Below are 25367 nucleotides of genomic sequence, written 5' to 3'. Positions count from 1 at the left end.
GTGGAGGCCGGACCTTCCCCGATCGCAGACTCATCGGCACTGATCGGTTGTGTGAGTGATACGGGCCACTCATTCGGGGGCTCTCCACCGCATTCGTGCATAGTTCGCGAGCGACTGGGTAGGCAAAGACCATGTCCCTACAACCGGTAGCAGACTCATATGACGACACCGCGTTCAGCCGTCCGGACGTGCCGGCGACCGCTGCGGGAGCCAGCCACCTGCGTCAGGAGTTCGGACGATGGCTCCACGAGAACTTCGCGATCTCGGACGAGCACCTGTACGCCATCGTCCTGGCGGCATATGAGGCTCTCGCCAATGCGGCCGAACACGCCTACGTCGGTGACCCGCACCCGGGGACCATGTCGATCGAGGCACGCCACTCCCCCTCGAGTGACCGCCTCTCGGTGACCGTGTCCGATCGAGGCCGATGGCGACCGCCCGCGCACAACCGCTTCCGGGGTCGGGGGATTCCACTCATCCGGGCCCTGTGTGACCGGCCCGTGTTCGTCAAGGAAGCGTCTGGCACCACTTTGACTCTGGAGTGGGTCCAAGTGCGGGCATATTCGTTATCGTCAGCAGGGTGACGCTTCATCTCAAAACGTTCGGTCGCCGGCTCGGGTACTTCGTCAGGACGTTCTGGGCGCCGATCGCGGCGGGAGTGGTGGCGTTGGCCATCGGAGTCGGCAACATCTACGTGACCTCCGACTCGGAAGCCGACGACAAGGCAACCGACTGCGCGGCAGCGGTGTCAGAATCCGTGTCACCGTCCACAGGGGTCTGGTACGGCGCCAGTTTCGACTGGGAGAAGACAACGATCGCGGACTACTCGGAAAACCTCGGTAGCCATCCTGCGGTGACGGTGTTCTTCACCGAAATGCCCTACGACGATGCCGCGCGAGCCGACCTGAGACAGACCGTCGACACCGTCCGCGAAGACGGAAAAGTCTTGTTGCTGACAGTGCAGCCGTCGGGTGGTCTGCGCACGGTCACTCCTGAGGTCGCCGAGGCCTTTGCCGCCGATCTCGCAGAGTTCAATGAATCCGGAGTCCCGGTTGTCGTCCGCTTCGCCCATGAGATGAACGGTTCCTGGTATCCGTGGGGTCAGCAACCGGCGCTCTACAAAGAGACGTTCGCTCGCGTCGCTGCGGCCGTGCACGCCGCCGCTCCCGGCTCGGCAATGATGTGGGCTCCCAGTTATGCCGGTGGATATCCCTTCGCTGACGGTGAATACTCGCCGGCGCCCGGCACAGCCGAGTTCACGGACCTGGACAGTGATCGCAACGGACAGCTGACGCGAGAAGACGACCCCTACGCCGCCTTCTACCCCGGCGATGAATCGGTTGATTGGGTCGGGATGTCGCTCTATCACTGGGGCAACCGCTTTCCCTGGAGCGAGAACGAACTCGCCGAACCGAACAAGTTCGCACAGCAACTGACGGGGAGCTATGTCGGGGCGAATGGCGACGACACCGTGTTGCCCGACTTCTACGACGAGTACGGCACCCAGCGGAACAAGCCGGTGGCGATCCCGGAGACCGCAGCTCTGTTCAACCCCGGCGAGCCCGAAGGTCCCGGCGCCCTCGCGATCAAGAAGTCGTGGTGGACCCAGATCTTCGCGCCCACGGTGCCCGACGAGTTCCCCCTGCTGAAGATGGTCAACTGGGTCGAATGGGACAGGTACGAACCCGAGGCGGACACGCAGGTCGACTGGCGGACGATGGCCGATCCGGCCATCCGTGCGGAGTTCACCGCGGCGCTGCCCGATTGGCTGGCATTCGGGCCGAATGAACCGTGTGGGCCGATCGCCACCAAAGGTTAAGTTCAGCTACACAACCGATGCAGTTTAATTCGATTGAACTGAACCTTCGATTGCCCCGAGAATTGTCCCCATGACACTCCGCGATCGCCTGCTGGCACTGACCGTCGTGGTGTTCTGGGGCCTGAACTTCCTCGCGATCCACGCCGGGCTCGAACACTTCCCGCCACTGTTCTTCGCGGCGTTGCGTTTTGCCGTGATGGCCATTCCGGTGATCCTGTTCGTACCGCGGCCCGATGTTCCCCTGCGCTGGTTCCTGCTCTACGGATTCGGTTTCGGCACGCTGCAATTCGCTTTCCTGTTCCTCGCTATGGACCAGGGCATGCCCACCGGGTTGGCATCCCTGGTGCTGCAGTCGTCGGCCCCCTTCACGGTCATCTTGTGTGTCCTCCTGCTCGGCGAGAAGATGTCGCTGCGACAGACGGTCGGGATCACCGTGGCCGTCGGCGGCATGGTGGTGATCGGCGTGGACCGCGCCGCACACGGGGCCTCAGCGGGATTGATCCCGGTCCTGCTCACACTTCTCGCCGGGCTCGGCTGGGCCTTCGGCAACATCGGGTCACGGCTTGCCCACCCCCGCAACGCCCTCTACATGGCGTTGTGGATGTCCGTGATCCCACCGATCCCGCTCTATGCCCTCAGTTTGGCTGTCGAGGGACCGTCCGCCGGGTTCGAGTCGATCGCCACAGTGGGAACGCACACAGGCCTCGTGGCCCTCGGTGGCCTGGCCTACATCGTGGTTCTCGGCACCATCGGTGGCGCAGGGCTCTGGGCATACCTGATGACACGGCATCCGGCATCCAAGGTCGCACCGTTCTCGTTGCTCGTCCCGATAGTCGGCATCAGCGCGGCCTGGGCGATTCTCGGTGAGACACCGACGGTCTGGGAGTTGGTCGGCGGAGCAGTGGTGATCATCGGCTGCTTCGCGGGAGTGACCGGCGCCAAGTCGAAACCCGCCAAAGAGAAGAACGTCGAACCCTCGTCCACGGACGAACCGATGGCGGTCCCCTGACTTGCACATACGGCGGACGCCGGGCGGCATATGACAAACTCGCAGCCATGCGTGACGAGGACCGAAAGAGTTCCACAGGCTTGCCGATGCGGGCACGACTCGCCCTGCGAGCCGCCGCCACGGCGCGATGGGCGTCGCAGAAAACCGGTCGCGGCAAGGGCTCGATGATCGGCGGCCTGGTGGCCCTCAAGATCGACCCCACCCTGATGGCTGCGCTCGCGCGCGGGAAGCGATCGGTGGTCGTCACCGGAACGAACGGAAAATCGACCACCACCCGTATGACCGCGGCAGCGCTGGCCGATCTCGGCGAGGTGGCTTCGCAGGCCGACGGCGCCAACATGGACGCAGGCATCGTCGCCGCCCTGTCGTTGAACCGGCCCGCCGAGTGGGCTGCGTTGGAAGTCGACGAACTGCACGTCCCCCACGTGAGCGACGCCGTGAACCCCGAAGCGCTGATCTTGCTGAACCTCTCACGAGACCAGCTCGATCGGGTCGGCGAGATCAACATGATCGAGCGCCGGCTGCGTGACGGGATCGCACGGCACCCGGAGACCACCGTCATCGCCAATTGCGATGACGTGCTGGTGACCTCCGCCGCCTACGACGCACCGAAGGTGGTGTGGGTCGCTGCCGGCGCAGGATGGGCCGGCGATTCGGTGAGCTGTCCCCGTTCAGGTGAGCCGATTCTGCGTGACGGTTCCCACTGGTATTCCACCGGAACCGATTTCGAGCGGCCGGCCCCCGACTGGTGGTTCGACGACAAGAACCTCTACGGACCAGACGGTTTCGAGCACCCGATGACGCTCGCGGTGCCCGGCAACGCCAACCGCGGCAACGCGGCGCAGGCCGTTGCCGCGGCAGTGGCATTGGGCGCCGACCCCGCAAAAGCCATTGTCGCGGTGGGCACCGTCGGCGAGGTCGCGGGCCGATACTCGGTACAGCAGATCGGCCAACATCGCGTCCGTATGCTCCTGGCGAAAAACCCTGCGGGATGGCAGGAAGCGATGGCGATGATCGACCAGGACGCCGACGGCCTGGTCATCGCCGTCAACGGTCAGGTGCCGGACGGCGAGGACCTCTCGTGGCTGTGGGACGTCCGTTTCGAAGCATTCGAGAACATGCAGGTGGTCGCTTCCGGCGAACGCGCCACCGACCTCGGTGTCCGGTTAATCTATGCGGGCGCCGAGCACACCACCATCGGTGATCCGATGGCCGCCATCGAGTCCTGCCCGCCCGGCCGGGTGGAGGTACTCGCCAACTACACCGCTTTTCGCGACCTCAACAACGCATTGGCGCGCGCGCAGAAGGGAATTCGCTGATGTCCGACTCCACATTGCGCATCGGACTGGTACTCCCCGATGTGATGGGCACCTACGGCGACGGCGGTAACGCCCTGGTGTTGCGCCAGCGCGCACGCATGCGAGGCATCGAGGCGGAGATCATCCAGATCAACCTCACCGATCCCGTGCCCGAATCGCTCGACGTCTATACCCTCGGCGGCGCCGAGGACTACGCACAACGGCTGGCCACGCGACACCTGACCAAATACCCGGGCCTGCAGCGCGCGGCAGAAGCAGGCCGGCCCGTTCTCGCCATCTGTGCCGCCATCCAGGTACTCGGGCACTGGTACGAGACATCGTCCGGTGAGCGCGTCGAGGGGATCTCGATGCTCGACGTGACCACCACACCGCAGGACAAACGCAGCATCGGCGAGCTGATCACCGAACCGTCACCGGCCTCCGGGCTCACCACCCCACTGACGGGATTCGAAAACCACCGCGGTGGAACCACTCTCGGGCCGGATGCCCACGCGCTGGGCAAGGTGAAGCACGGCGTCGGCAACGGCGCGGGCGAGAAGGTGGAAGGTGCGGTGCAGGGTTCGGTGATCGGAACCTACATGCACGGCCCCGCCCTGGCCCGCAATCCCGAGCTGGCCGACATGCTGCTCGCCCGCGCACTGGGCGTCGAACAACTCGATCCGCTGCCGTTGGCAGAGGTCGATCTGCTGCGCCGTGAGCGCCTTGCCGCGGGCCGTCGAGGGTGAACGACTCCAGACCCCGGCACCGATGACATCTCCTCGGTCCACGCCCACATCACCACATCCGGGCGGCCAACGCCGCGCCGCTCCCGCGTTGTTCGCCGTCGCCCTGGTGGTGGTCGCGGTGGTGGTCACCGCAACGTGGATGATCACGTGGTCGGTTGTGGGCGAAGACGATTCGCCCACCAGCGCTCCTACCGCGTCTACCACCGTGTCGAACGAAGACACCATCCTCGACACGGTGCGCGCCACCACGGAATCGATCTACAACTTCACCCCTGACACCATCAGATCGACGATGAAGTCCGCGCAGGCCCTGCTCTGTGGAACGGCCCTTCAGGAGTGGAACGACACCGCCGATTCGCTGCTGCAGACGGTCACCACCACCGGCCGCAGCCTGGTGACCAGCAACGCGCACTACGGCATCGCCCGGCAAGATGCGGAGTCGGTGACCGTGCTCGCGGTCTTCGAGGTGTCCGCGAGTCAGGACAACGCCGAACCGGCCCCCATCGAACCCGCTGCCATCGAGTTCACCGTGAGCCGCTCCGCAATCCCCCTGTGCGTCAACATGATGAAGGTGCTGTGATGACGGACCCACATGTGCGTCCGACCCGTCCGCCCGGGTCACACCGCCGCCTCCGACTGCTACTGGTCCTCGGGGGCGTGCTGATCGTGCTCGTGGCACTCACCGCCGTCGTCGCGACACTCACCGCTCCCGACAACGGTGACGACGAGACACGGTCACCGACGACGCCGGCCGGCCCGACGATCACCGATCAGCAGGCCCGCGACGTCGCGACCGCGGTGACGCGCAGCATGTACGACGTCGGCCCGGCGACCGTGGACGAGCAGGTTGCGGTGTTCAAGGCGAACAGCTGTGGCGAGTTCGCCAAGAAGACGTTGCCTGACCTGATCACGTCCACCGACCAGCTTAAGACGCGTAATTCGTCGAGCACCCTGACCATCGATTCAATGGCGGTGGTGCCGCGCCCTGCGCCCTCTGCCCAAGTCGAGGTGATCGTGGCATTCTCGTGGGAGCAAGGTGACATCTCGGAGAAGACGCGGGCGGTGTATCAGGTGGCCGACGAAGCCGGCCGGCCGTGCATCACCACCGCCCAGTTCTTCTAGCAACGCCGCGCCGGCGGAGATGTCGGCCGAGACCGAGCGTGAACGGGAGCAGGTGGACAGGCAGATGCGACTGCGACACAGCCGTGATGAAGCACGCGAGTTCTTGGATCGCCGTGCGGCCGGCCGCGCTCTCGGCGATCAGCTCAAGTTCGGCGAACTCGAGTTGGCCGACCGCAGCGACGTCCTCGTGCTCGGGCTGGCCCGTGGCGGCGTCCCGGTCGCCTGGGAGATCGCCTATGCGCTCAATGCCCCACTCGATGCGATGGTGGTCCGAAAACTGGGGGTACCCGGACGCGAGGAGCTCGCGATGGGTGCGGTGGCCTCGGGCGGGGAACCGGTGCTCAATCATCGGATGATCCGCGAATTCGGTGTCAGCCGCGACGACGTCCAGCGCGTCCTCGAGGCCGAGACCCGTGAGCTGATGCGTCGCGAAAAGGTCTATCGGGAGGGGCGCCCACCCGCCGAGGTGACCGGCAAGGTTGTCATCCTCGTTGACGACGGACTGGCGACGGGGGCAAGCATGCGTGTGGCGGTTGACGCGGTGCGCAGCCGCCGGCCCGCACAGGTGATCGTCGCCGCCGGCACCGCACCTGAGTCCACCTGCTCGCTGCTCACCGGGGCCGCCGACGAAATCGTCTGCGGCGCACTACCTGACGACTTCACGGCGGTCGGGCGGTCATACCGCGACTTCACTCAGGTGTCCGACGACGAGGTGCAGGAGCTGCTGCGCACCCCGACGACCGAACCAGACTGACGGGTCAGACCGATTCCGGGGCGAACTCGGGTACCACTTCACAGTGCTCGCGGGTGCGGTCGACCGCGAACCAGCCGCGCTCGAAGTTCTGCCAACGGATCAGGTGCCGGCGTTCGTCCTCACCGTCGCGGGCGACCGCTCGTTCCAGACGTTCCGATTCGTCGCCGCCATCGAGCCACAGCGCCCTGGTGAGCTGCCTGCGAACCGGCGCACGCGCACTGGACACACCCTCGATCACCAGCAACGGCTCCCATCTCACCCAGACGCGAGGACCGTGCTCGGGACGGCCGTCCCGCCACACACGCGGGTGGTAGCGGAAGTCGTGTCCACGCCAGTACGACCGGATCACCTCTTCGTCGAGCTCGGGCCACCAACCGACCGGGTCGTCCCATGTCGCGAAGTCGTCGGTACGCACCAGCACAGCCGGGGTACCGACATCGTGGAGCACGGCCATCAATCGGTCCGCGAACGTCGACTTGCCCGCGCCGGACGGGCCGTCGATGGCCACGATGCCCGACTTGAGTTGCCGGGCGAAATGTTCGATCCACGCGTCGTCGACCATGAGAGCTACGTCAGGATCCGGCGACCGGACAGTGCCCGGCCGAGCGTCAATTCATCGGCGAACTCGAGGTCGCCGCCCATCGGCAGACCCGACGCCAGCCGGGTCACCGACAGACCGGGGAAGTCCCGCAGCATCCGTTGCAGGTAGGTCGCCGTCGCCTCGCCCTCCGTGTTGGGGTCGGTGGCGACGATCACCTCACTGACGTCCACACCGTCTTCTTGGTTGCCCAAGCGACGCAACAACTCTCGGATCCGCAGTTGGTCCGGGCCGACCCCGCCGAGCGGGTCCAGGGCCCCACCGAGAACGTGGTAGCGGCCGGTGAACTCCTTGGTTCGCTCGATGGCCTGCACGTCCTTGGGCTCTTCGACCACACATATCTTGCTGGCGTCACGCCGGGCATCACGGCAGATCCGGCAACGCACCTGCGCCGAGACGTTGCCGCAGACCTCGCAGAAGACCACGTCGTCGCGGACGTGCACCAGCGCGGCGGTCAGCCGGTCGATGTCGCCTGCCGGAACGGCCAGCAGATGGAACGCGATCCTCTGGGCACCCTTGGGACCGAGCCCTGGCAGCTTCGCCAGCTCGTCGATCAGATCCTGGATCGGTCCTTCATACACGGGTCAGCTATCCACCCAGACCGGGGAACCCGCCGCCCAGGCCGCCGAGTCCGCCGGCGAGCGGGCCCATCTTCTGCTGGGTGAGCTCGTCGCGTTTGCTGTTCAGATCGGCAAGAGCACCGACGATGAGATCTTGCAGGGTCTCGACGTCGTCGGCGTCCACGACCTTGGGGTCGATGGTCACCGCGGTGACCTCGCCGGTGCCGCTACCGGTGACCGTGACGAGCCCTCCACCGGCGGTTCCGGTGACCTCGGCGGCGGCGATCTGTTCCTGTGCGGCCAGCAACTGCTGCTGCATCTGCTGAGCCTGCTGCAGGAGTCCGGCCATCGGGTTATCTGGTTCCACTGCTGTCCTCTGTCTCATAGGGCTGATCGGGGTCATCGGGCCTGATCGTGCCGTCGGGCGGGTTGTCTTGCGGGCGCATCATGCGTTCGAGATGAGCAGCAATGCTGTCGATGGTATCGCCGCCCGCCGACTCGGCCTCGAACCGCAGTCGCGCGTTGCCACCGAACATCATCGACGCCTTGGGTGTCAGCGCGAACTGGAACTCGTCGCCGACCCGTTGCCACGCGGCGATACCCCCTCGTACCGGCGGCCCGACCCCGGCACTGATCTCGTAGCCGTTGTCGCCGGCGGGGAGGTCGCGCTGGACCTGGAAACAATCCCCACTCTCGTCGTCGAGGAAGAGCACCACCTCGCAACGCAGGTCCGGGTAGCGGTCGTAGGAGACGATGATTGCCACTCGGTTCTCCTCTCAGAGCAGTTCGCGGGTACTGACGAAGCGTCGCAGCTCGCCGCTGAACGGGTCGGTGAACTCGACAGAGTAGGCAAGAAGGCGAAGCGGATCAGAGAAATCACCGTGGTCCGGGGCTGCGGCAACTTCGGGCCGGACCTCCGGGTACAGCGGGTCTCCGTCGATCGGGACACCCAAACCCGCCATGTGCAGTCTGAGCTGATGTGTGCGACCGGTCTGCGGCCTCAGCCGGTAGACCCCCCGATCGTGCGAGGCGCTCAGGAGATCGATGGTCGAGACAGCGTTGACCTCCCCAGGTTCCACCCGAGCTCGCAGGTCGCCGGCGTCTTTGAGGATGCGGTTGCGAACGGTGACCGGCAATTGCAGGCCGGGGTGGATCGGTGCGCGGGCGCGGTATTCCTTGTTCACCGCACGGTCGGCGAAGAGCTGTTGGTAGGGGGCGCGCGCTTGCGGGCGCACGGTGAACATGAGCACTCCGGCCGTGAGCCGGTCCAGCCGGTGCACCGGGCTGATCGATGGGTTGTCGAGTTCTCGGCGCAACCGGACCAGCGCGGTCTGCACGACGTGCGTTCCCCGAGGCATCGTCGCCAGATAGTGCGGTTTGTCCACGACAACCAGATCGTTGTCCTGATGGATGATCGGCAGGTCGAACGGTATCTCCGTCTCCACGGGCAGATCGCGGTAGAAGTAGACCGGCCGTCCGATCTCGGCCGGTGCAGCCAGATCGACGGGTTCACCACCGATGCCGAGCACCTCACCGCGCTCGGCCCGGGTCAGCAGATCGTGGAGCGTCAGGCCCTCACATGCCGGTGCGGCCAGCATCGCCTCGCCGATCGTGCGATCAGCGGAACGCAGAACGACCCGAGTGGGGTCCACACCGTCGCGCAATGGGAGCGGCGCTGGTTTGCGGTGTCGCACTCGGGTCGTCTTCTGGAAGTCGTTCTCGGCGCGATCCGGCTCAGACGCGTTCGACGTGCGACTTGAGGTTGCCGAGCAGTTCGGCCTGGATCTTCGCCAGCCCCTTGGGTGCAAACGTCTTCTCGAAGAATCCGCCGATACCGCCCGCTCCCTGCCACGTGGTGGTGGTGGTGACCTTCGAGCTGGCCCCGGAGGCATCCACCTGATACGTGGTCACCATCGACGAATTGACGTCGGTCTCGGTGACGGTGGAGCCGACCACGCCCACGCGGGCCTGGACGTTGCGCGAGCGCTTCTTTGTTGCCTGGAGGGTCCAGGAGGCGACGGTGCCTGCGCCGACGCCACCCTCGACGACCTTGTAGTCGCGGTACTGGCCGGGGAGGATGCTGGGACGCACCGTCTGGTAATCGGACAGTGCCGCGAGCACCTTCTCCGGCGCGGCATTGATGACTGTTGACTGGGATGCGGTTACCTGTGCCACGAGATATCACCTTTCGGTTGTTGGGAGGTGTCACGTCGAGCCTGCCAGAACGCCACCCGACGGCTTCGCGCGGCGCAGCCGGCCCGTGTCAACCGAACAACGGCAAATCGGTCATGGTGGTGGGTGAGCTGGCAACTACTGGACGAGGGTCCTAGGCTCTTATGCGTGTCGCGGGTAATGGGTTCCGAAACAGGACGAGAGATCTTCGACGACGGCGTCGAGAAGTTGCTGGCCAGCTACCGGGCCATCCCGACCGCTGGCCGTGTCCGGCTGGCCAAGAAGACGTCGAACCTGTTCCGCAAGCGGGCGAAGAATCCTTATCCCGGTTTGGACGTTTCGGGACTGGACCGGGTGATCTCGGTTGACCGGCAGGCCCGTACGGCCGACGTGGCCGGAATGTGTACGTACGAAGAACTTGTGGCGACGACGCTCAAATATGGTCTGGCGCCCAAGGTCGTTCCCCAGCTCAAGACGATCACCCTGGGCGGCGCGGTCACCGGCCTCGGCATCGAGTCGACCTCGTTCCGCAACGGACTCCCCCACGAATCGGTACTCGAGATCGACATCTTGACCGGCGCAGGCGAGATCGTCACCACCTCGGCCACCAGCGAGAACTCAGACCTCTTCTTCGGATTCGCCAATTCCTATGGCACGCTTGGCTATTCGACACGGCTACGCATCGAGCTCGAGGAGGTCGCGCCCTACGTCGAGTTGCGCCACGTACGGTTCACCGACGTCGACACCCTGCAGTCCACGATGAACGACATCGTCGAGCAGGGCACCTACGCCGGCGAACGTGTCGACTATCTCGACGGTGTCGTGTTCTCCGCCACCGAGAGCTACCTCGTTCTTGGTGCGCAGACGAGCGTTCCGGGCCCGGTCAGTGACTACACCGGCGATCAGATCTACTACCGGTCGATCCAGCACAGCGCCGATTCCACTCCCATCCGCGACCGGCTCACCATCGCCGACTACCTGTGGCGCTGGGACACGGACTGGTTCTGGTGCTCGCGGGCATTCGGCGCGCAGAACCCCCGCATCCGCCGCCTGTGGCCAAAGCCACTGCTGCGCAGCAGTTTCTATTGGAAGTTGATCGCGCTCGACCACCGGTTCGACATCGGCGACAAGCTCAATGCCCGCAAAGGTGAACCGCCCGGCGAACGGGTGGTCCAGGACATCGAGGTTCCGATCGAGCGCACCTCCGAGTTCGTCCACTGGTTCTTGGAGAACATCCCGATCGAGCCGATCTGGTTGTGCCCGCTGCGACTTCGCGACCCCTCCCCCGCCGGTGCCGACGTACACCGCCCGTGGCCGCTGTATCCCCTCGAGCCCCACCGCACCTACGTCAACGTGGGGTTCTGGTCTGCGGTGCCCAAACGCGAGGACAAGCCGGAGGGTTACGCCAACCGGCAGATCGAGATCAAGGTCTCCGAACTCGACGGACACAAATCGCTGTACTCCGAGTCGTTCTATGGCGAAGAGGAATTCGATCAGCTCTATGGCGGTGAGCCCTACCGCCTGCTCAAGAAACGTTACGATCCCGGGTCGCGGTTACTCGACCTGTACTCAAAGGCGGTGAAGCGGCAATGACAACTGTGAAGAACAACGAGGTGCCCGGGTCGGTGGTCGGGCCGAAACTCAGCCTGGCCGAGGTGGTGGAGGCCGTCGCGGGTGGCGATCTGCAGATCAGCGTCACCGCCTACGACGGCAGTTCGGCCGGCCCGGCCGATGCCGAGTACGGGCTCGAACTGCTCACCCCGCGGGGTACCCGTTATCTGGCCACCGCACCCAGCGACCTCGGGTTGGCCCGCGCCTACATCGCTGGCGATCTCTCGCTGAAGGGGTGCCACGAGGGCGACCCCTACCCCGCACTGCGAGCGATCTCCGAGGACGTGCAGTTCTCCAGGCCGTCGGCCCGCACGCTGGCTCAGATCACCCGGTCGCTGGGACTCGAGCATTTCAAGCCCATCACACCCCCGCCCCAGGAGCAGCTCCCCCGGTGGCGCCGAATCGCAGAGGGTTTGCGGCACAGCAAGACTCGTGATGCCGAAGCGATCCACTATCACTACGACGTCTCGAACACCTTCTACGAATGGGTGCTCGGGCCGTCGATGACCTACACGTGCGCCTGCTATCCGAGTCATGAGGCGAGCCTGGAAGAGGCGCAGGACAACAAGTATCGCCTCGTGTTCGAGAAGCTGAAGCTCAAGGCAGGCGATCGACTGCTCGACATCGGCTGCGGCTGGGGTTCGATGGTGCGGTACGCGGCACGCCGCGGTGTACACGTCATCGGCGTGACTTTGTCGGCCGAGCAGGCCCAGTGGGCACAGCAGGCGATCATCGACGAGGGTCTGAGCGAGTTCGCCGAAGTGCGGCACAGTGATTACCGCGACGTCACCGAAGACGAGTTCGACGCTGTCTCGTCCATCGGATTGACCGAGCACATCGGTATCCAGAACTACCCGTCGTACTTCAAGTTCATCCGCAGCAAACTGCGTGATGGCGGAATCCTGCTGAACCACTGCATCACCCGGTCGAACAACGTGAGCCGAGGCAAGGCCGGGCCGTTCATCGACCGCTATGTGTTCCCCGACGGGGAGTTGACCGGCTCGGGCACCATCATCTCGGCCATCCAGAACATCGGTGCGATGGAGGTGGTGCACGAGGAGAACCTGCGCGAGCACTACGCGATGACCCTCCGCGACTGGAACAAGAACCTGGTCGACCATTGGGACGAGGCAGTCGAAGAAGTGGGCATCGGCACCGCACGGCTCTGGGGTCTGTACATGGCCGGATGCCGGATCGGATTCGAGCGCAACATCATTCAGCTACATCAGGTTCTCGCGGTGAAATTGGACGACAAGGGCGGCAACGGCGATCTGCCGCTGCGCCCGTGGTGGAACGCCTGACCTGACCTGACCCTCCGGTTCCCCGGCGCCTCCAGAAATTCGCGCCGGCGGCCGACCCACGCGCCAGTTGCACCCGGCGCGTACGCCGGTAAATGGCGCGAATTTTCTGGGACCCGGTCGGTGTCGCGCGTCCGGCGGCAGCGGAGGTCAGGTGATCGGGCGGGCGCCCAGCTCGGTGGCAAGGAGTTCGATTGCCACCTGTTCGGGATCCTGTCGCGGATCCGGCGTGGAATCTCGTGCCGTGGCGATCATCTCGTCGCGTTCGGCATCAGTGAGGTCTTCGTCATCAACGGGCTCGGGTGGTGCTTGTACCGGTTCAGGTTCGGGTTCGGGCTCCGGTTCGGGCGCGTCACCCGAGGCGCTCGCGGCGCCCGCGCCGCGGCTCGGGCGGACATAGGGCGCCTTCGCCTCGGGCTTGCGAGTGCTCCCAGGCGCGGCGGCCTGAGGCTTGGCGGTGTCTGCGGGCAGCGACGCCGCCGCGTGCACCGAGATCTCCCAGCTACCACCGAAGACTTTCGACATCGCTCCGGTGAGCACTTCGACCGCATGCGGAGAGCTGAGCCGCTGCACGAGTGGCGCGGAGTCGTGACTGAGCACAAGCGTGGTGCCGTTGACGCCGCGAACCGTGGCGCCGGACAGCATCACCTCGGTGACCTTGTTGGCGGTACGGACCTCGGTGCGGACTTCCTGCCACTTCGCCTGCACCGCAGCGAGATCCGGACCTCCGGCGGCGGGAGCTGCGGCAGCCTCGGCGGGCGCCGCAGCCGGCTCGACGGCGGGTTCCGGCTCGGGCTCGTAGTCGGGTTCCGGCGGTAGTGGGACGTCCGCATCATCGGGGACGGACACCGCGGTGTCGACGGGTGATTCGGCCACGGGGCCGGCAGACGGCTCGGGCGTGCGGACGACCGGCTCGGGGGTTGCAGCCGGCTCCGGAGCAGGGGCCGACTTCGCGGATGGAGTCGGCTGGAGCGCCGGGGCAGGTTCCGGCGTCGGGGTGGGCTCGGGAGCCGGGGCCGGTTTTGGAGTCGGGGTGGGTTCTGGAGCCGGGGTGGGTTCTGGACTCGGTGCCGGTTCCGGCGTGGGAGTGGGTTCAGGCGCCGGGGCCGGGATCGGCGCGGGCGCGGGAACCGCCGCCGAAGCGGGTGCGGGAGAAGTGGATTCGGCCGGACCCTCGGATTGCTTGCGCTGTGACGCGCGAACAAACTTGCTTGGAGGCGGCTCCGCGGGCGGCGCCCCTCCCGATGACGAGCCGAGGGGTGCAGGCGGAATCGCCGCGCCTCCCGCCAGCTGCGCCTCGATGCGCTCGATACGTTGCAGCACCGCAGACTCGGCGTCGGACGCCGCCGGAAGCAGCATCCGGGCACACATCACCTCGAGCAGGAGCCGCGGCGACGTGGTTCCTCGCATCTCGCCGAGCGCGTCGTGCACGGTCTCGGCGAAACGCGCCAACGTTCCCGGCGCCAGCTTGGCCACCTGCTCGGTCATCCGCTCGACCTGGTCGTCGGGCGCTTCCACGAGTCCGCGCTCGGCGGCGTCGGGTACCGCGTCCATCAGGATCAGGTCGCGGAGACGTTCGAGGAGGTCGACCGCGAATCGGCGCGGGTCGTGGCCGGCATCGACAACCGACTCGATGGTTCCGAACAGCTTCGCCCCGTCGTGGTCTGCGAGGGCGTTGACGGCGTCGTCGATCAACGCGACGTCGGTGACACCGAGGAGGGTCAGTGCGCGTTGGTAGGTGACACCTTCGGCCGACGCCCCGGCCAGCAGCTGATCCAGGACGCTGAGCGAATCACGGGGGGAACCGCCGCCGGCACGGATCACCAGGGGGAACACCGGCGGCTCCACCGTCACTTTCTCGCTGGCACAGATGCGTTCGAGCAAGGTGCGCATCACGGCCGGAGCCAACAGGCGGAACGGGTAGTGATGGGTGCGCGAGCGGATGGTGGGCAGCACCTTCTCCGGCTCGGTGGTGGCGAAGACGAAGATGAGGTGCTCGGGTGGTTCCTCGACGATCTTGAGCAAGGCGTTGAATCCCGCGTTGCTCACCATGTGCGCCTCGTCGATGATGAACACCCGATAGCGCGACTCCGCCGGCGCATAGAAGGCCTGATCGCGGAGTTCGCGGGTGTCTTCGACACCGCCATGGCTGGCGGCGTCGAGTTCGATCACGTCGAGGTTGCCGGGGCCACCCGGGGCCAGGGCCACACATGACGAACACACCCCGCATGGGGTGGACGTCGGCCCCTGTTCACAGTTGAGCGACCGGGCCAAGATGCGCGCCGACGAGGTCTTACCGCAACCACGCGGACCGGAGAACAGATACGCGTGATTGATGCGGCCGGAGTCGAGCGCGCGACCGAGGGGCTCGGTGACATGTTCCTGCCCGACAACCTCGGCGAAGGCCGCGGGTCGATACGTCCGGTAGAGAGCCACGGTGGCAGCCTACCGGCGCGGTCCGACGTTCGGCACCGGCGCCCGAAGACGGTGGTCACCGGACATCAACGGGCAGCGACCCGACCGCGGATCCTGCCCAACGCGAGGAGAGCCACCAGCGTGACGACGAGCAGAACCGTGGTGCAGGCGGCGGCAGAGAACACCTGGCCACGATCGGACAAGCCGAAGATGGTCACCGGAAGTGTTTTCCAGGTGGCCGGATACACCATCACAGTGGCCCCGAGCTCGCCCATCGACAGCGCGATCGCCAGGCCGGCGGCGGCGCCCAGTGCGGGCAACAACAACGGCAGCGTGATCCGGGTGAGCACACGCACCGGCCCGGCCCCGAGCGACTCCGCCGCTTGTTCGTACGCGGGATCGAGTCGCTCCAGCGCCGCCGACACCGCGCTGAAGGCAAAAGCCAGGACGAGCACGGTGTGCGCCACGATCACGATCCATTTGGTGCCGCCCAGTGGGACCGGCCCGGCATTGAACGCGATGAGGGTTCCCAGCCCGACAACCACCGAGGGGATCGCGATCGGCAGGTGGAACACGGCGTCGGTCATCCGGCGCAACCAGGTCGGGGTCCGTCGAGCGGCGATGGCCGCCCACGCCCCGAGCAGCAGCGCGATCGCACCGGAGATCACGGCGGTCTGCAGACTCACCGATGCACTGGCGAGTTCGTCGCCCGACATCGCCTGGTCGAAGTGGGTTGTCCCGAGGTCGCTGGGCAGAGGTCCGGTCCACGACCCTGCCAGCGCGGCGAGCACCACCGTGGCGATCGGTGCCGCGAACACGGTCAGCACCACAATCGCGAACACGGTCCAGACGATGGCCTTGCTACGGCTTGTCCACAACAACATCGGGTTGTCCTTTACGTCCACTCAGCAATCGGGCGAAGATGAGGCGATAGGTCAGGTAGAGCGTCAGCGACAGCACCACCTGAACCGTGCCGATGACGGCGGCGCCCGGCAGATCGAAGGTGACGATTCCCCTCGTGTAGATCAGAACCGGCAGTGTCACAACATCTTTGGCTCCGGTGAACAGCACGATGCCGAACTCGTTGAGCGTCAGCAGTAGTACCAGGCTGCCACCGGCCATCAAGGCGGGCCACGCCTCGGGCATCACGACGGTGCGCAGTACTCGCCATGGCGAGGCGCCGAGACTGGCCGCGACATCGAGCTGTTCACGCGAGACGAGGGCAAAGGCGGCCAGCAGAGGACGGACCACAAACGGTGTGAAGAAGGTGATCTCGGCCGCGATGACCCCCGCGGGTGTGTTGAGGACATTGACCAATGCGGTGTCGCGTCCGGTGATCTCCATGATCAAGGCGTTCAGGGCGCCTGCCGTTCCGTAGAGGAAGGTGAAGGCCAGGGTGATCAAGAAGGACGGTAAGGCGAGCACGGTGTCGATGAGCCTGCCAACGACCCGCGATCCAGGGAACGGCACGAACGCGAGCACCACTGCCACGAAGGTCCCCAGAACCAGGCACCCGGCAGTGGAGCAGATGGCGATCTGGGCCGTCCGCAGCAGAGCGGTGCGGAAGATCTCAGATCCGAGGACTCCGCTCCATGAGCTGCTGCCTGCGCCTTCGGTCGAGCTGAGGAGCACACGGATCAGCGGATAGACCGCGAAGAGGGCAACCACCAGCAAAGGTGTTGCGGTCCAAGCGATGCGTGACCAGTACCCGTCGGCCCGACGGGAAGGCGACGCCGGTGGCGAGGTGCGGTCACGCTCGAGCGTTGCGGTCATCGCGCGGCGTCCGCCGGCACCAGTGTGCCCGCCTGAGCAGGCAGGACCACGCCGACCTCCGCACCGGTGGGGTGCTGGGAATGTCCGGGGACGTCGGCTTCCACCAATACGTCCGGCAGTCCGTTGATCGACAGCGACAGACGCGTGGACGCGCCACGCCACACCTGAGTCGCGACCCTCGCCCGCAACGCGCCGCGCGCCGTGGGTGAACCCACCGTGAGGGTGTGCGGTCGAACGCACAGGTACGCGTCGGAGCCGGGCGGCCACGCAGTCGACGCAGGAGCATGCGCGCTCAGCGTGAGGTCTCCGACGGTGACCAATGCTGCTGAGCCGCTAACTCTTCCGACCTTGCACGGAATGAGGTTTGCCCCACCGAGAAATGCTGCGGTGAACGTCGTCGGCGGGCGGGTCCAGAGGTTCTCCGCCGTGTCGACATCGATCAGTCTGGCATCACGCATCACCACGATCCGGTCCGCCAAGGCCAGCGCCTCGCTCTGGTCGTGGGTCACATACAGCATCGCGGTGTCCGGCAACGCGTCCCTCAACCGCTGCAGTTCGCCGAGCATCGATTGGCGCAGTTGGGCATCGAGAGCCGCGAGCGGCTCGTCCAGCAACAGCACGTCCGGCCGAATGGCCAATGCCCTGGCTATCGCCACCCGCTGCTGTTGACCTCCGGACAGCTCTTTCGGCAGACGGTTGACATACTCGGACATACTCACCATGGCAAGCGCCTCTGCCACACGATCTTTCAGCTCGCCGCCACGAACTCGCCGGGCCCGGAGACCGAATGCGACGTTGTCACCCACCCGCATGTGCGGGAACAGCGCATACGACTGGACGACCACACCGATCCCCCGCCTGGCCGGCGGGAGGTCGGTGACGTCGCGATCGTTCAGCCGCACCCGGCCCGAGGAAGGGCGGACGAACCCGGCCAGCGCCTTGAGCGCGGTCGATTTGCCCGACCCACTCGGTCCCAGCAGAGCCACGGTCTCACCCTTGGCCACCCGGAGGCTGAAGTCGACCAGCGCATCGGTTGCCTTCTTGCCGCGACCGTAGGTGACCGTCACGCGGTCGAAGCTGATGGCCGGAGCCGTCGAGGTCTTCGTGAGCGCACGTGCTGAGAGCGTCCTCGAACCGGCAGCTGCGATGGGGTCGGTCATGATCAGTTACCGGTGGCCTGCTGATAGGCGGCGATATCGGCGTCGAGGTCGGCCAGCACCGCGTTCCAGTCCGGATTCCAGATCTCGACCCCCTCGATCACCTTCGCGGGGGTGAGCCCACCGTCGCCGCCTGCGGGCTGCACGTCGGTTCGTACCGAGACGCCCATCGCCGCCCCGCCCACGTCGTTCTGGACGTCCTGCGAGAGCAGAAACGCGAGCAGTTGCTCTGCTTCGTCGGCGTGTGGCGCTCCCTTGGTGACGCCTGCGACGTAGGGCAGCGACACGGTGGTGCGGGTGCCGTCCCCCGCTGCGGGGAAGAACAATTCGAACTTCGATCCATCGTCACGGATCGACGCCAGGTTCATCTGCACGTCACCGTTGGCCACCAGGAGCTCGCCATTGCTGACCTTGGGCTGGAGTTTCCCTGTGGAACTCGACGGCCCGACGTTGTTTGCCTGCAGCTTCTTCAGATAGTCCAGGGCGCCCTGCTTTCCGAGGAGGTGCTGCAGCAGCAACAGCACAGCCGTGCCGTCACCGGCTTGACCGGGTGTGGAGTACTGGATCTTTCCCTTGAACCGCGGATCGAGGAGATCGTCCCACGTCTGGGGTGGGGGCTCGGCTCCCGGATTGGCGATGAAGGCGAGGTAATTGTTCACCACGGACACGTATTTGTTGGCCGGACCGATACTTTCGGGTGCCACACCGGTGGTGTCCACATCGGTTTCCACCAGCAGCCCGTCGGCGTCGGCCTTCTGGATGAACGGAGGCAAGGTGACGAGCAGGTCGGCCTGCGGGTTGGATTGCTCCTTCTGGACCCTGGAGACCACCTCTCCCGAACCTGCCTCGACGACGTCGACCGCTATGCCGGTGTCGTCGGTGAACTTCTTGAACTCGGACTCGTACCAGGAGGCGAGTCCGTCGGCACTGTAGACGGTGACGGTCTTGCCGTCTGTGCTCGACGAACCGGTCCCACCGCACGCGGCGGTGAGTGAAATCGCAACAGCAGCAGCTGTTATCGCGATGAGTCGGGACGGGTGAGGGTGACGCGGCGTCATGCGCATTGCTCTTCCTTGGGTGTCGTGTGGTCGCGTGAGGGCTGGGGATGATTCGTGAGGTGAAGCGATCGACAAGGCAACCCGGCTCAACCGATCAGGAGGTCGGCGAAGTCGGCAACCGTCGGGACGAGGTGAGTCGGTTCCGCGGCACGCAATTGACCTTCGTCATGTGCCCCCGTGAGCGTCCCTGCCACGACGCGGGCCCCGGCGCGATGCCCGCTCACTATGTCGTTTGCGGTGTCGCCCAACACCGCAACCTGGCGGACATCGTCGATCTCCAAGCGGAGCAGAGCGGTCAAGATGAGGTCGGGGTAGGGACGCCCGCGCCCGGCTTCCGCTGGCGCCAGGGTCAGATCCGCGATCGACTCCCATCCGAGGGCTTTGAGCAACCGTTCTTTGGTGGGCTTGCTGAAGCCGGTGGTGAGCGCGACCTTCACGCCCGCTGCACGCAGGCGTCCGATGGCTGCCGCCGCGCCGTCGATCGGGGCCGCAGCGCCACCGTCGATCAGTGCGTCATACGCCTGTTCGAAGGTCCGATTCGCCTGTTGTGCCAGTTCTTCCGAGTCGACCAGGGCGCGGAAGACGGTGATCTTCGACTGCCCCATGGTGTCGATGACGTATTGACGGGCCGCTTCGTGCTCCGGGCCCGAGTCGGGGATGCCGGCCGCCGAAGCCGCCGCGTCGAAGGCTTTCATCACGAGGCCGTCGTCGGCCACCGTGGTGCCTGCCATGTCGAGTACGGCCAGGCGAATCGAGTTGTCGCTCAATGTTCTACGTCCCTTCAAGAGTCGATGAGGTCGATGGTTTGTTCGCCGATGGCCGGACCCAGGGTCATCCCCCGGCCTCCTGGACCGGTGACCACCCAGATGCCGTCCGCGACCTGGACGCGGTGCACGATCGCCTCCGGGTCAACGCACTGCGAGTACACGCCCGCCCAGCGGCGCACGACCGGCGGTAGCTTGCGTCCGAGAAATCCCTCGACCACATCGCTGAGCAGCCGGTAGGGGTCCTCGGTGACGTCGAACCCGAACGGTTCGGCGTACTCGTGCGTGTCGCCGATGGTCAGGCCTCCGTGCAGTCGCTGAACACACAGCAACTGCATCTTGTGGGTGTCGGCAATCGGATTCTGCGGCTGCGAGTTCCGGAGACGGTCGAGGTTCTCTCCCGCGAATGCCGGGTAGTAGCGGAAGCTGTCCGCATCCGCGATCGCCGTGGTGAGCGTTTCACCCAACGGCGCTGTCTGCATCATCTGCAACCGCACCCGGCGAACCGGCATGTCCCCGGCCAGCTCTCGGGCCAGACCACCATGCGCCGCCCCAGGGCACACGATGATGGCGTCAGCGGCGTGCGTCCGGCCCCTGTCATCCCGGGCACTCACACCAGATCCCGTGCGCTCGACACCACGGATCTCGGAGCCTGCCTCGAACCGATAACGTCCTGACTCCGACAAGTACGCGCGCAGTGCCGGAAGTGCCTGTCGCGACTCGACTGCGGCGTCGCGGGAACAGTACAACCCGGCTATGAAGTCGCCCCGCAACGCCGGGTTCTTCCGCACCACGTCGTTGGGGGTGAGGAGTTCGAAGCCGCGGGCGGTGGCATCTGATCTGCTGACCATCTCCTCGGCCACCGAGAGTTCCGCCCCGGTGCGAACCAGAGTGATCGATCCGATGTCGCGGAACCCGACATCCGTTACCAAGCAACCGATCTCGGCCCAGAGGTCACGAGAACGCTGGGCCATCGACAGTTCGGCCGACGACCGCCCCGACACCCAGACAAGGCCGAAGTTCCGGACCGTGGCGCCTCGCGCCTCCGCTTCGCGCTCCACGTGAAACACTTCATGTCCTCGCCGCAGCGCGGCCCACGCATGGGCGGTGCCCAGGACCCCACCGCCGACAATCATCACTCGCATGACATTCACCCTGCCCGATTGGTCTAGACCAATAAAGGGCCAATGCGCGAACTTCGGGTAAACAATTGGTATAGACCAATTGGGGCTATGCTGGGGGCATGGATTCGATCGGGGAGACCGAGGCCGTATTGCGATCACTGCGGGGCGTGTGGGACGAAGAGGCCGTGGACGAACTCGACCACGCATTGCAGGCGGCCCACCTCGCCACCATCGACAACGCCGATGACGAATTGACCCTGGCCACAGCACTTCACGACGTCGGCCACAGTCCCCTGCTCGGCGCGGCCGCCGCCGAACATCATGACCGGGCAGCAGAACGGTGGCTGACCCCGCGTTTCGGGCCCCGTGTGGGTTGGCTCGCCGGAGCCCACGTCGCCGCCAAGCGCCATCTTGCCGCGACCGCCTCCGGGTATGCGGGAACGTTGTCGGGTACCTCGATCCACTCGCTACGGGCACAGGGCGGTGCGGCAGTCTCCGTCGCGTACCTCGAGGACCCTCGCTGGCCCGATGCGCTTCGGCTGCGCCGGTACGACGACGCCGCGAAAGTGCCCGGCGCACCGATGATGTCGATCGGTGACCTGCTCGACGTCGCCCGCCGCGTCGACAGTCGGTTGTCGTCATGACCGCACAGGAGCGCGTTCCCAAGTACTACCTCGTGCGCACCGAGCTCGAACAGATACTGGCCAAGCTCACCGAAGGTGACACGGTGCCACCCGAGCGCGAACTCGCCGAGCGGTTCGAGGTATCGCGAGAGACCGTCCGCCAGGCTTTGCACGAGCTGTTGGTCGAGGGCCGCATCGAGCGCCGGGGTCGCGGAACCGTGGTGTCCGCTCCCAAACTGGTTCAGCCACTGTCGCTTCGGTCCTACACCGAGGGCGCGCAAAGTCAGGGACGAGTCCCCGCCCGCCTGTTGGTCACCTGGGAGGACGTGCCCGCCGACGCCGAGATGTGCGCCGACCTGGAGGTGCCCGCGGGGTCGAAAGTGATGCATCTGCAGCGCGTGTTGCTCGCAGACGGTGCACGTCTCGGTCTGGAGAGCACGTACCTACCGAAAACCCGGTTCGGTTCTTTCACAGAGACGTTCGACCCCAGCACGTCGCTGTATGCGGCCATCCGCAATGCGGGTGTTGTCTTCGGGAGCGCCCTGGAACGGATCGAGACCGTGCTGCCCTCCCCCCAGGAGGCACGGTTACTCGAAACCACCACGGCCATGCCCATGTTGCTGATGCACCGGCGTTCCCTGGACACCGACGGGCGGCCGATCGAGAGGGTGCGGACCGTGTATCGCGGCGATCGGATGGCGTTCGAGGCAATACTCCGCGAGTGACCCGTTCCGATGTCGGACAGTTAACGACGTGCAACACCCCTGGCCCGCACTTCGCCCGGGCTCCAGACGGCGATGCACAACACCGCGGTCGCGCCGAACACCCACAGGTAGGGCTCGGCGGAGAACCATCGGAGCCAGTCCGGGAACGGCGTCATGAACATGCCGGTGCCGTAGAAGGGCTTGAAGCCCAGGGCGCCTCCAGGGAGGTAGTTGCGCCAGATGAACACGGCGGTGAAGAGAGCGGGCGGAGCGAGGCACAACAATCCGGCGAGTGGTCGTGACCCGGCGCGCCACGCCGCGATGGGCAGATGCACCGCGAACACCAGCAGGGGTACGAACCACACCCAGTGATGGCCCCAGCTGAAAGGTGACACTGCCGCAGTGGTCATCCCGGTCAGGCACAGGGCGAGCAGCTCCTGGCCCGCACGGTGCGCCAGCCAGGCTGCACCGATCCCGAGGACGACCGCGAGTGCAGAACACGCAATCCACAGCACGTTGCTGGGCGTGGTCGTATCGAACACCGTGGCCAGGGCGCCCTTGATCGACTGATTGCTGGGAGCGTCTGTGGGGCCGACGCGGTCGGAGTTCACCACCCGGTCGGTCCAGTAGTTCCACGACTGCCGGGGCGTCGCGAGGAAGCCGATCAGGATCGTGGCGCCGAATGTCGCGACCACCACGACCACCGCGCGCCACCGTCTCGTGACGGCAAGGTAGACGACAAAGAACGCGGGGGTCAGCTTGATGCCCGCCGCGACACCCACACCGATGCCCTTGAGCCGACTGCCATCTGGCCGAAGCAGATCCCATAGGACTATCGCCATCAAGAAGACGTTGATCTGCCCGTACCAGATCGTGGTGCGGACCGGCTCCATCAAGGTGACGGCACAGACCATCGCCGCGGCCACGATGACCAGCGACCAGCTCATCTCGTAGCCCAGACTCCGGAACGAGGCCACGATGACCCAGTACAGGGTGACGAAGATGAGGCCACTCCAGACGTCCACGGCCATCTCGGCGCTCATCCAGCCGAAAGGCTGGAAGACGATGGTCGAAAACGGGGTGTAGGTGTACAGCAGGCCGTTCCGGAGCATCGGCAAGTCGTAGAGCTGCCGGCCGTGCAATAGGTGCTGGGCCCCGGCGCGGTACACGTCGAGGTCGACCTGGTTCTTGAACAACCCGAAGATGGGGGCGTCCAGAGGAATGAACCGGACTTGCACGAGCAGCGCAATGGCCGCGCCCACCACAAACGCGATCAGCAGAAGTGGGTGACTCGGAAACCGCTGCTGTGCGATCGAGTCGTCCGTTGTCTCAGCGCGCGCTTGATCCGCTGTCACCCTTACTCCTCACCCCGTGTCCAGGGATGCTAACCCGCCGCGACCGGCTCCGGAGCGTCGACGCGGCGCCTCACGACGAGACACACGATGGCAGCCACCGCTGTCACCACGAACACCCAGTTGTAAGGGTCATAGGTGAACCAGCGCAGCTCAGGGATGCCGACCTTGTGGTACAGCCCAGTGAAGTAACCGTCCGCCAGGACCCGTTCGATCTGCAGGACCGGATACGAACGGTAGGTGCGCCAGATGAATGTCGTCGCCAGCAATGCGACCACCGCTGTCGCCGCCAGCGCTGTGGCCACCGCACCCCGCGCCTGCAGCGTCAGGTGGATTCCGATCACGAGGACCGGGACGAACCACACCCAGTGGTGTCCCCACGACATCGGCGACACCGCGGTCCCCGTCATACCGACGAGGGTGACGGCGAGCAGCTCATGTCCGGCTCGATGGGCCAGTGAGGCCGCAGTCATCCCGAGCGCGAGCGCTGCAACGGCCAAGGTGATCCACACCAGCGGGTTGGGTGCATCGGTCTGCCACAGGTTCGCCAACGCTCCCCTGATCGATTGATTGCCGACGGTGTTGGGGGCACCGACCCGCTTGGAGTCGATGAACGTCCCGCTCCAGTACTTCCAGGAATCACGGGGCATCACCGCGAACCCGAGCGCGATGGTGCCCACGAACCCCGCACCCGCCAGCCACACCGCGCGCCAGTTGCGGTTGATCAGGAGATAGAACACGAAGATCAGGGGTGTCAGCTTGATCCCAGCAGCGATCCCCACCCCGAGACCGCGGATGCGACTGTGCCTGCCCTGCAGGAGATCCCAGAGGATGAGCAGCATGAGGAACACGTTGATCTGGCCATACCACATGGTGGTGCGGACCGGCTCCATCAGCGCGCTCACCAGGACAAGGGCGCCGGCGAAGATCCGAACCGACCAATTGATCTGGTATCGCAGGCTTTTGAAGCTCAGAGTGATACAGAGATAGAGGGCGACGAAGATGCCGACCATCCAGACGATCCGCGCGAGTTCAAGCGACATCGCCGCGAACGGCATGAACAGGATCACCGATACCGGCGCATAGGTGTAATCCATGACGCCCACGAGTTTGGCCTCGTACAGGCGGTCACCGTCGAGTACCGCTTGGGCGCCTTCTCGATACACCGCCAGGTCGAGTTGGTTACCGAAGACTCCCCAGTACGGGGTGTCGATCGGGACGGCCAGATGTTGCAGATACACCGCGAGCAGGCCGAGCGCGAGGGACACCGCGACAACAACGGCGGGCCTCGGCAACACCGGGCCATTTGTCACTGCTGCGCGCTCCTGCGAACGGACGTGCGGAGCGGACTCGATGCCCAACCGGGATGCGCCTTTCTCGAGCATCGGCCCTTCTCGATCACCGAGCGAG

The 25367-nt window shown here is 65.7% G+C and carries 27 protein-coding genes; 12 read left to right on the top strand and 15 right to left on the bottom strand.

What is annotated here, in order from left to right; genetic code table 11:
- Positions 1-131: 131 nt before the first annotated feature.
- The 8 genes from ACVWY6_RS07445 to ACVWY6_RS07410 all read left to right on the top strand — a co-directional run bounded on the left by ACVWY6_RS07445 (position 132) and on the right by ACVWY6_RS07410 (position 6748).
- Positions 132-584, top strand: coding sequence for an ATP-binding protein (locus tag ACVWY6_RS07445; protein ID WP_023956561.1), 453 nt, complete (start codon positions 132-134; stop codon positions 582-584).
- Positions 581-1819 carry a glycosyl hydrolase gene (locus tag ACVWY6_RS07440; RefSeq protein ID WP_457537130.1) on the top strand — a complete coding sequence of 413 codons (1239 nt, stop codon included), beginning with the start codon at positions 581-583 and terminating at the stop codon, positions 1817-1819. Before ACVWY6_RS07445 ends, ACVWY6_RS07440 begins: the two co-directional genes overlap by 4 nt.
- A 70-nt stretch (positions 1820-1889) precedes the next feature.
- Positions 1890-2828 carry an EamA family transporter gene (locus ACVWY6_RS07435; protein ID WP_317713615.1) on the top strand — a complete coding sequence of 313 codons (939 nt, stop codon included), beginning with the start codon at positions 1890-1892 and terminating at the stop codon, positions 2826-2828.
- 47 nt (positions 2829-2875) lie between these two features.
- The gene (locus tag ACVWY6_RS07430; RefSeq protein WP_457537127.1) at positions 2876-4147 is read left to right on the top strand and encodes a MurT ligase domain-containing protein; all 1272 of its coding nucleotides are present in this window, start codon (positions 2876-2878) and stop codon (positions 4145-4147) included.
- The gene (locus tag ACVWY6_RS07425; protein WP_457537125.1) at positions 4147-4872 is read left to right on the top strand and encodes a type 1 glutamine amidotransferase; all 726 of its coding nucleotides are present in this window, start codon (positions 4147-4149) and stop codon (positions 4870-4872) included. The genes ACVWY6_RS07430 and ACVWY6_RS07425 overlap by 1 nt, the downstream gene beginning before the upstream one ends.
- Positions 4873-4894: 22 nt before the next feature.
- On the top strand, positions 4895-5452 hold the full coding sequence (locus ACVWY6_RS07420; RefSeq protein WP_457537124.1) for a hypothetical protein: 558 nt from the start codon (positions 4895-4897) through the stop codon (positions 5450-5452).
- On the top strand, positions 5452-5994 hold the full coding sequence (locus ACVWY6_RS07415; protein ID WP_457537122.1) for a hypothetical protein: 543 nt from the start codon (positions 5452-5454) through the stop codon (positions 5992-5994). Before ACVWY6_RS07420 ends, ACVWY6_RS07415 begins: the two co-directional genes overlap by 1 nt.
- 19 nt (positions 5995-6013) lie before the next feature.
- Entirely contained in the window at positions 6014-6748 is a 735-nt protein-coding gene (locus tag ACVWY6_RS07410) for a phosphoribosyltransferase (protein WP_457537120.1), read from the top strand.
- Between the two features lie 4 nt (positions 6749-6752).
- Here ACVWY6_RS07410 and ACVWY6_RS07405 read toward each other — a convergent pair whose 3' ends face one another.
- The 6 genes from ACVWY6_RS07405 to ACVWY6_RS07380 all read right to left on the bottom strand — a co-directional run bounded on the left by ACVWY6_RS07405 (position 6753) and on the right by ACVWY6_RS07380 (position 10081).
- Positions 6753-7310: a uridine kinase family protein gene (locus tag ACVWY6_RS07405; protein WP_116916605.1), complete on the bottom strand. Its 558-nt coding sequence runs from the start codon at positions 7308-7310 to the stop codon at positions 6753-6755.
- Between the two features lie 5 nt (positions 7311-7315).
- On the bottom strand, positions 7316-7927 hold the full coding sequence (recR, locus tag ACVWY6_RS07400; protein WP_023956577.1) for a recombination mediator RecR: 612 nt from the start codon (positions 7925-7927) through the stop codon (positions 7316-7318).
- Between the two features lie 7 nt (positions 7928-7934).
- Positions 7935-8255, bottom strand: coding sequence for a YbaB/EbfC family nucleoid-associated protein (locus tag ACVWY6_RS07395; RefSeq protein ID WP_174548705.1), 321 nt, complete (start codon positions 8253-8255; stop codon positions 7935-7937).
- A 4-nt stretch (positions 8256-8259) separates the two neighbouring features.
- Entirely contained in the window at positions 8260-8670 is a 411-nt protein-coding gene (locus tag ACVWY6_RS07390) for a hypothetical protein (protein ID WP_457537117.1), read from the bottom strand.
- Between the two features lie 12 nt (positions 8671-8682).
- Positions 8683-9558 carry a pseudouridine synthase gene (locus ACVWY6_RS07385; RefSeq protein ID WP_457537115.1) on the bottom strand — a complete coding sequence of 292 codons (876 nt, stop codon included), beginning with the start codon at positions 9556-9558 and terminating at the stop codon, positions 8683-8685.
- A gap of 82 nt (positions 9559-9640) precedes the next feature.
- Entirely contained in the window at positions 9641-10081 is a 441-nt protein-coding gene (locus ACVWY6_RS07380) for an SRPBCC family protein (RefSeq protein WP_023956585.1), read from the bottom strand.
- 177 nt (positions 10082-10258) lie between these two features.
- Here ACVWY6_RS07380 and ACVWY6_RS07375 point away from each other — a divergent pair, with 177 nt between their 5' ends.
- Together ACVWY6_RS07375 and ACVWY6_RS07370 are read left to right on the top strand one after the other, a co-directional pair.
- Complete coding sequence (locus ACVWY6_RS07375; RefSeq protein ID WP_457538529.1) at positions 10259-11671, top strand: FAD-binding protein; 1413 nt, start codon at positions 10259-10261, stop codon at positions 11669-11671.
- Entirely contained in the window at positions 11668-12990 is a 1323-nt protein-coding gene (locus ACVWY6_RS07370) for a class I SAM-dependent methyltransferase (protein ID WP_457537114.1), read from the top strand. The genes ACVWY6_RS07375 and ACVWY6_RS07370 overlap by 4 nt, the downstream gene beginning before the upstream one ends.
- A 147-nt stretch (positions 12991-13137) precedes the next feature.
- Here the strand turns inward: ACVWY6_RS07370 and ACVWY6_RS07365 are convergent, their stop codons facing one another.
- The 7 genes from ACVWY6_RS07365 to ACVWY6_RS07335 all read right to left on the bottom strand — a co-directional run bounded on the left by ACVWY6_RS07365 (position 13138) and on the right by ACVWY6_RS07335 (position 21299).
- The gene (locus ACVWY6_RS07365) at positions 13138-15423 is read right to left on the bottom strand and encodes a DNA polymerase III subunit gamma and tau (protein WP_457537112.1); all 2286 of its coding nucleotides are present in this window, start codon (positions 15421-15423) and stop codon (positions 13138-13140) included.
- A gap of 65 nt (positions 15424-15488) precedes the next feature.
- Positions 15489-16286, bottom strand: a complete 798-nt coding sequence (locus ACVWY6_RS07360) for an ABC transporter permease (RefSeq protein WP_457537110.1) — start codon at positions 16284-16286, stop codon at positions 15489-15491.
- The gene (locus tag ACVWY6_RS07355; RefSeq protein WP_457537108.1) at positions 16264-17175 is read right to left on the bottom strand and encodes a 2-aminoethylphosphonate ABC transporter permease subunit; all 912 of its coding nucleotides are present in this window, start codon (positions 17173-17175) and stop codon (positions 16264-16266) included. Before ACVWY6_RS07355 ends, ACVWY6_RS07360 begins: the two co-directional genes overlap by 23 nt.
- Complete coding sequence (locus tag ACVWY6_RS07350) at positions 17172-18335, bottom strand: ABC transporter ATP-binding protein (protein WP_457537105.1); 1164 nt, start codon at positions 18333-18335, stop codon at positions 17172-17174. Before ACVWY6_RS07350 ends, ACVWY6_RS07355 begins: the two co-directional genes overlap by 4 nt.
- A gap of 2 nt (positions 18336-18337) precedes the next feature.
- Positions 18338-19396: a 2-aminoethylphosphonate ABC transporter substrate-binding protein gene (locus tag ACVWY6_RS07345; protein ID WP_457537104.1), complete on the bottom strand. Its 1059-nt coding sequence runs from the start codon at positions 19394-19396 to the stop codon at positions 18338-18340.
- 80 nt (positions 19397-19476) lie between these two features.
- Complete coding sequence (locus ACVWY6_RS07340; RefSeq protein ID WP_457537102.1) at positions 19477-20157, bottom strand: phosphonatase-like hydrolase; 681 nt, start codon at positions 20155-20157, stop codon at positions 19477-19479.
- A gap of 14 nt (positions 20158-20171) precedes the next feature.
- Positions 20172-21299, bottom strand: coding sequence for a TIGR03364 family FAD-dependent oxidoreductase (locus tag ACVWY6_RS07335; protein ID WP_457537100.1), 1128 nt, complete (start codon positions 21297-21299; stop codon positions 20172-20174).
- Positions 21300-21397: 98 nt separating this feature from the next.
- Here ACVWY6_RS07335 and ACVWY6_RS07330 point away from each other — a divergent pair, with 98 nt between their 5' ends.
- Together ACVWY6_RS07330 and ACVWY6_RS07325 are read left to right on the top strand one after the other, a co-directional pair.
- Entirely contained in the window at positions 21398-21922 is a 525-nt protein-coding gene (locus ACVWY6_RS07330) for an HD family phosphohydrolase (protein WP_457537098.1), read from the top strand.
- Positions 21919-22626 carry a GntR family transcriptional regulator gene (locus ACVWY6_RS07325; protein ID WP_062795066.1) on the top strand — a complete coding sequence of 236 codons (708 nt, stop codon included), beginning with the start codon at positions 21919-21921 and terminating at the stop codon, positions 22624-22626. Before ACVWY6_RS07330 ends, ACVWY6_RS07325 begins: the two co-directional genes overlap by 4 nt.
- A 20-nt stretch (positions 22627-22646) precedes the next feature.
- On the opposite strand, the gene ACVWY6_RS07320 is transcribed toward ACVWY6_RS07325, so the two are convergent.
- Positions 22647-23960, bottom strand: a complete 1314-nt coding sequence (locus tag ACVWY6_RS07320; RefSeq protein WP_457537096.1) for a glycosyltransferase 87 family protein — start codon at positions 23958-23960, stop codon at positions 22647-22649.
- Between the two features lie 29 nt (positions 23961-23989).
- Positions 23990-25342, bottom strand: coding sequence for a glycosyltransferase 87 family protein (locus tag ACVWY6_RS07315; RefSeq protein ID WP_457537094.1), 1353 nt, complete (start codon positions 25340-25342; stop codon positions 23990-23992).
- Between the last annotated feature and the right edge of the window lie 25 nt (positions 25343-25367).

The organism is Williamsia sp. R60, from assembly GCF_054063855.1.
Note: the sequence above shows the minus strand (reverse complement) of the source record. Positions and strands in the feature narration are given on the sequence as shown.

What these genes read in the sequence shown, in the direction of transcription:
- ACVWY6_RS07345 (WP_457537104.1), bottom strand. Translation starts at nt 19,396, where the DNA reads ATGCGCATGACGCCGCGTCACCCTCACCCGTCCCGACTCATCGCGATA.
- ACVWY6_RS07415 (WP_457537122.1), top strand. Translation starts at nt 5,452, where the DNA reads ATGACGGACCCACATGTGCGTCCGACCCGTCCGCCCGGGTCACACCGC.
- ACVWY6_RS07315 (WP_457537094.1), bottom strand. Translation starts at nt 25,342, where the DNA reads ATGCTCGAGAAAGGCGCATCCCGGTTGGGCATCGAGTCCGCTCCGCAC.
- ACVWY6_RS07435 (WP_317713615.1), top strand. Translation starts at nt 1,890, where the DNA reads ATGACACTCCGCGATCGCCTGCTGGCACTGACCGTCGTGGTGTTCTGG.
- ACVWY6_RS07350 (WP_457537105.1), bottom strand. Translation starts at nt 18,335, where the DNA reads ATGACCGACCCCATCGCAGCTGCCGGTTCGAGGACGCTCTCAGCACGT.
- ACVWY6_RS07355 (WP_457537108.1), bottom strand. Translation starts at nt 17,175, where the DNA reads ATGACCGCAACGCTCGAGCGTGACCGCACCTCGCCACCGGCGTCGCCT.
- ACVWY6_RS07330 (WP_457537098.1), top strand. Translation starts at nt 21,398, where the DNA reads ATGGATTCGATCGGGGAGACCGAGGCCGTATTGCGATCACTGCGGGGC.
- ACVWY6_RS07420 (WP_457537124.1), top strand. Translation starts at nt 4,895, where the DNA reads ATGACATCTCCTCGGTCCACGCCCACATCACCACATCCGGGCGGCCAA.
- ACVWY6_RS07410 (WP_457537120.1), top strand. Translation starts at nt 6,014, where the DNA reads ATGTCGGCCGAGACCGAGCGTGAACGGGAGCAGGTGGACAGGCAGATG.
- ACVWY6_RS07425 (WP_457537125.1), top strand. Translation starts at nt 4,147, where the DNA reads ATGTCCGACTCCACATTGCGCATCGGACTGGTACTCCCCGATGTGATG.
- ACVWY6_RS07430 (WP_457537127.1), top strand. Translation starts at nt 2,876, where the DNA reads ATGCGTGACGAGGACCGAAAGAGTTCCACAGGCTTGCCGATGCGGGCA.
- ACVWY6_RS07325 (WP_062795066.1), top strand. Translation starts at nt 21,919, where the DNA reads ATGACCGCACAGGAGCGCGTTCCCAAGTACTACCTCGTGCGCACCGAG.
- ACVWY6_RS07360 (WP_457537110.1), bottom strand. Translation starts at nt 16,286, where the DNA reads ATGTTGTTGTGGACAAGCCGTAGCAAGGCCATCGTCTGGACCGTGTTC.
- ACVWY6_RS07395 (WP_174548705.1), bottom strand. Translation starts at nt 8,255, where the DNA reads ATGGCCGGACTCCTGCAGCAGGCTCAGCAGATGCAGCAGCAGTTGCTG.
- ACVWY6_RS07370 (WP_457537114.1), top strand. Translation starts at nt 11,668, where the DNA reads ATGACAACTGTGAAGAACAACGAGGTGCCCGGGTCGGTGGTCGGGCCG.
- ACVWY6_RS07445 (WP_023956561.1), top strand. Translation starts at nt 132, where the DNA reads ATGTCCCTACAACCGGTAGCAGACTCATATGACGACACCGCGTTCAGC.
- ACVWY6_RS07335 (WP_457537100.1), bottom strand. Translation starts at nt 21,299, where the DNA reads ATGCGAGTGATGATTGTCGGCGGTGGGGTCCTGGGCACCGCCCATGCG.
- ACVWY6_RS07405 (WP_116916605.1), bottom strand. Translation starts at nt 7,310, where the DNA reads ATGGTCGACGACGCGTGGATCGAACATTTCGCCCGGCAACTCAAGTCG.
- ACVWY6_RS07375 (WP_457538529.1), top strand. Translation starts at nt 10,259, where the DNA reads ATGGGTTCCGAAACAGGACGAGAGATCTTCGACGACGGCGTCGAGAAG.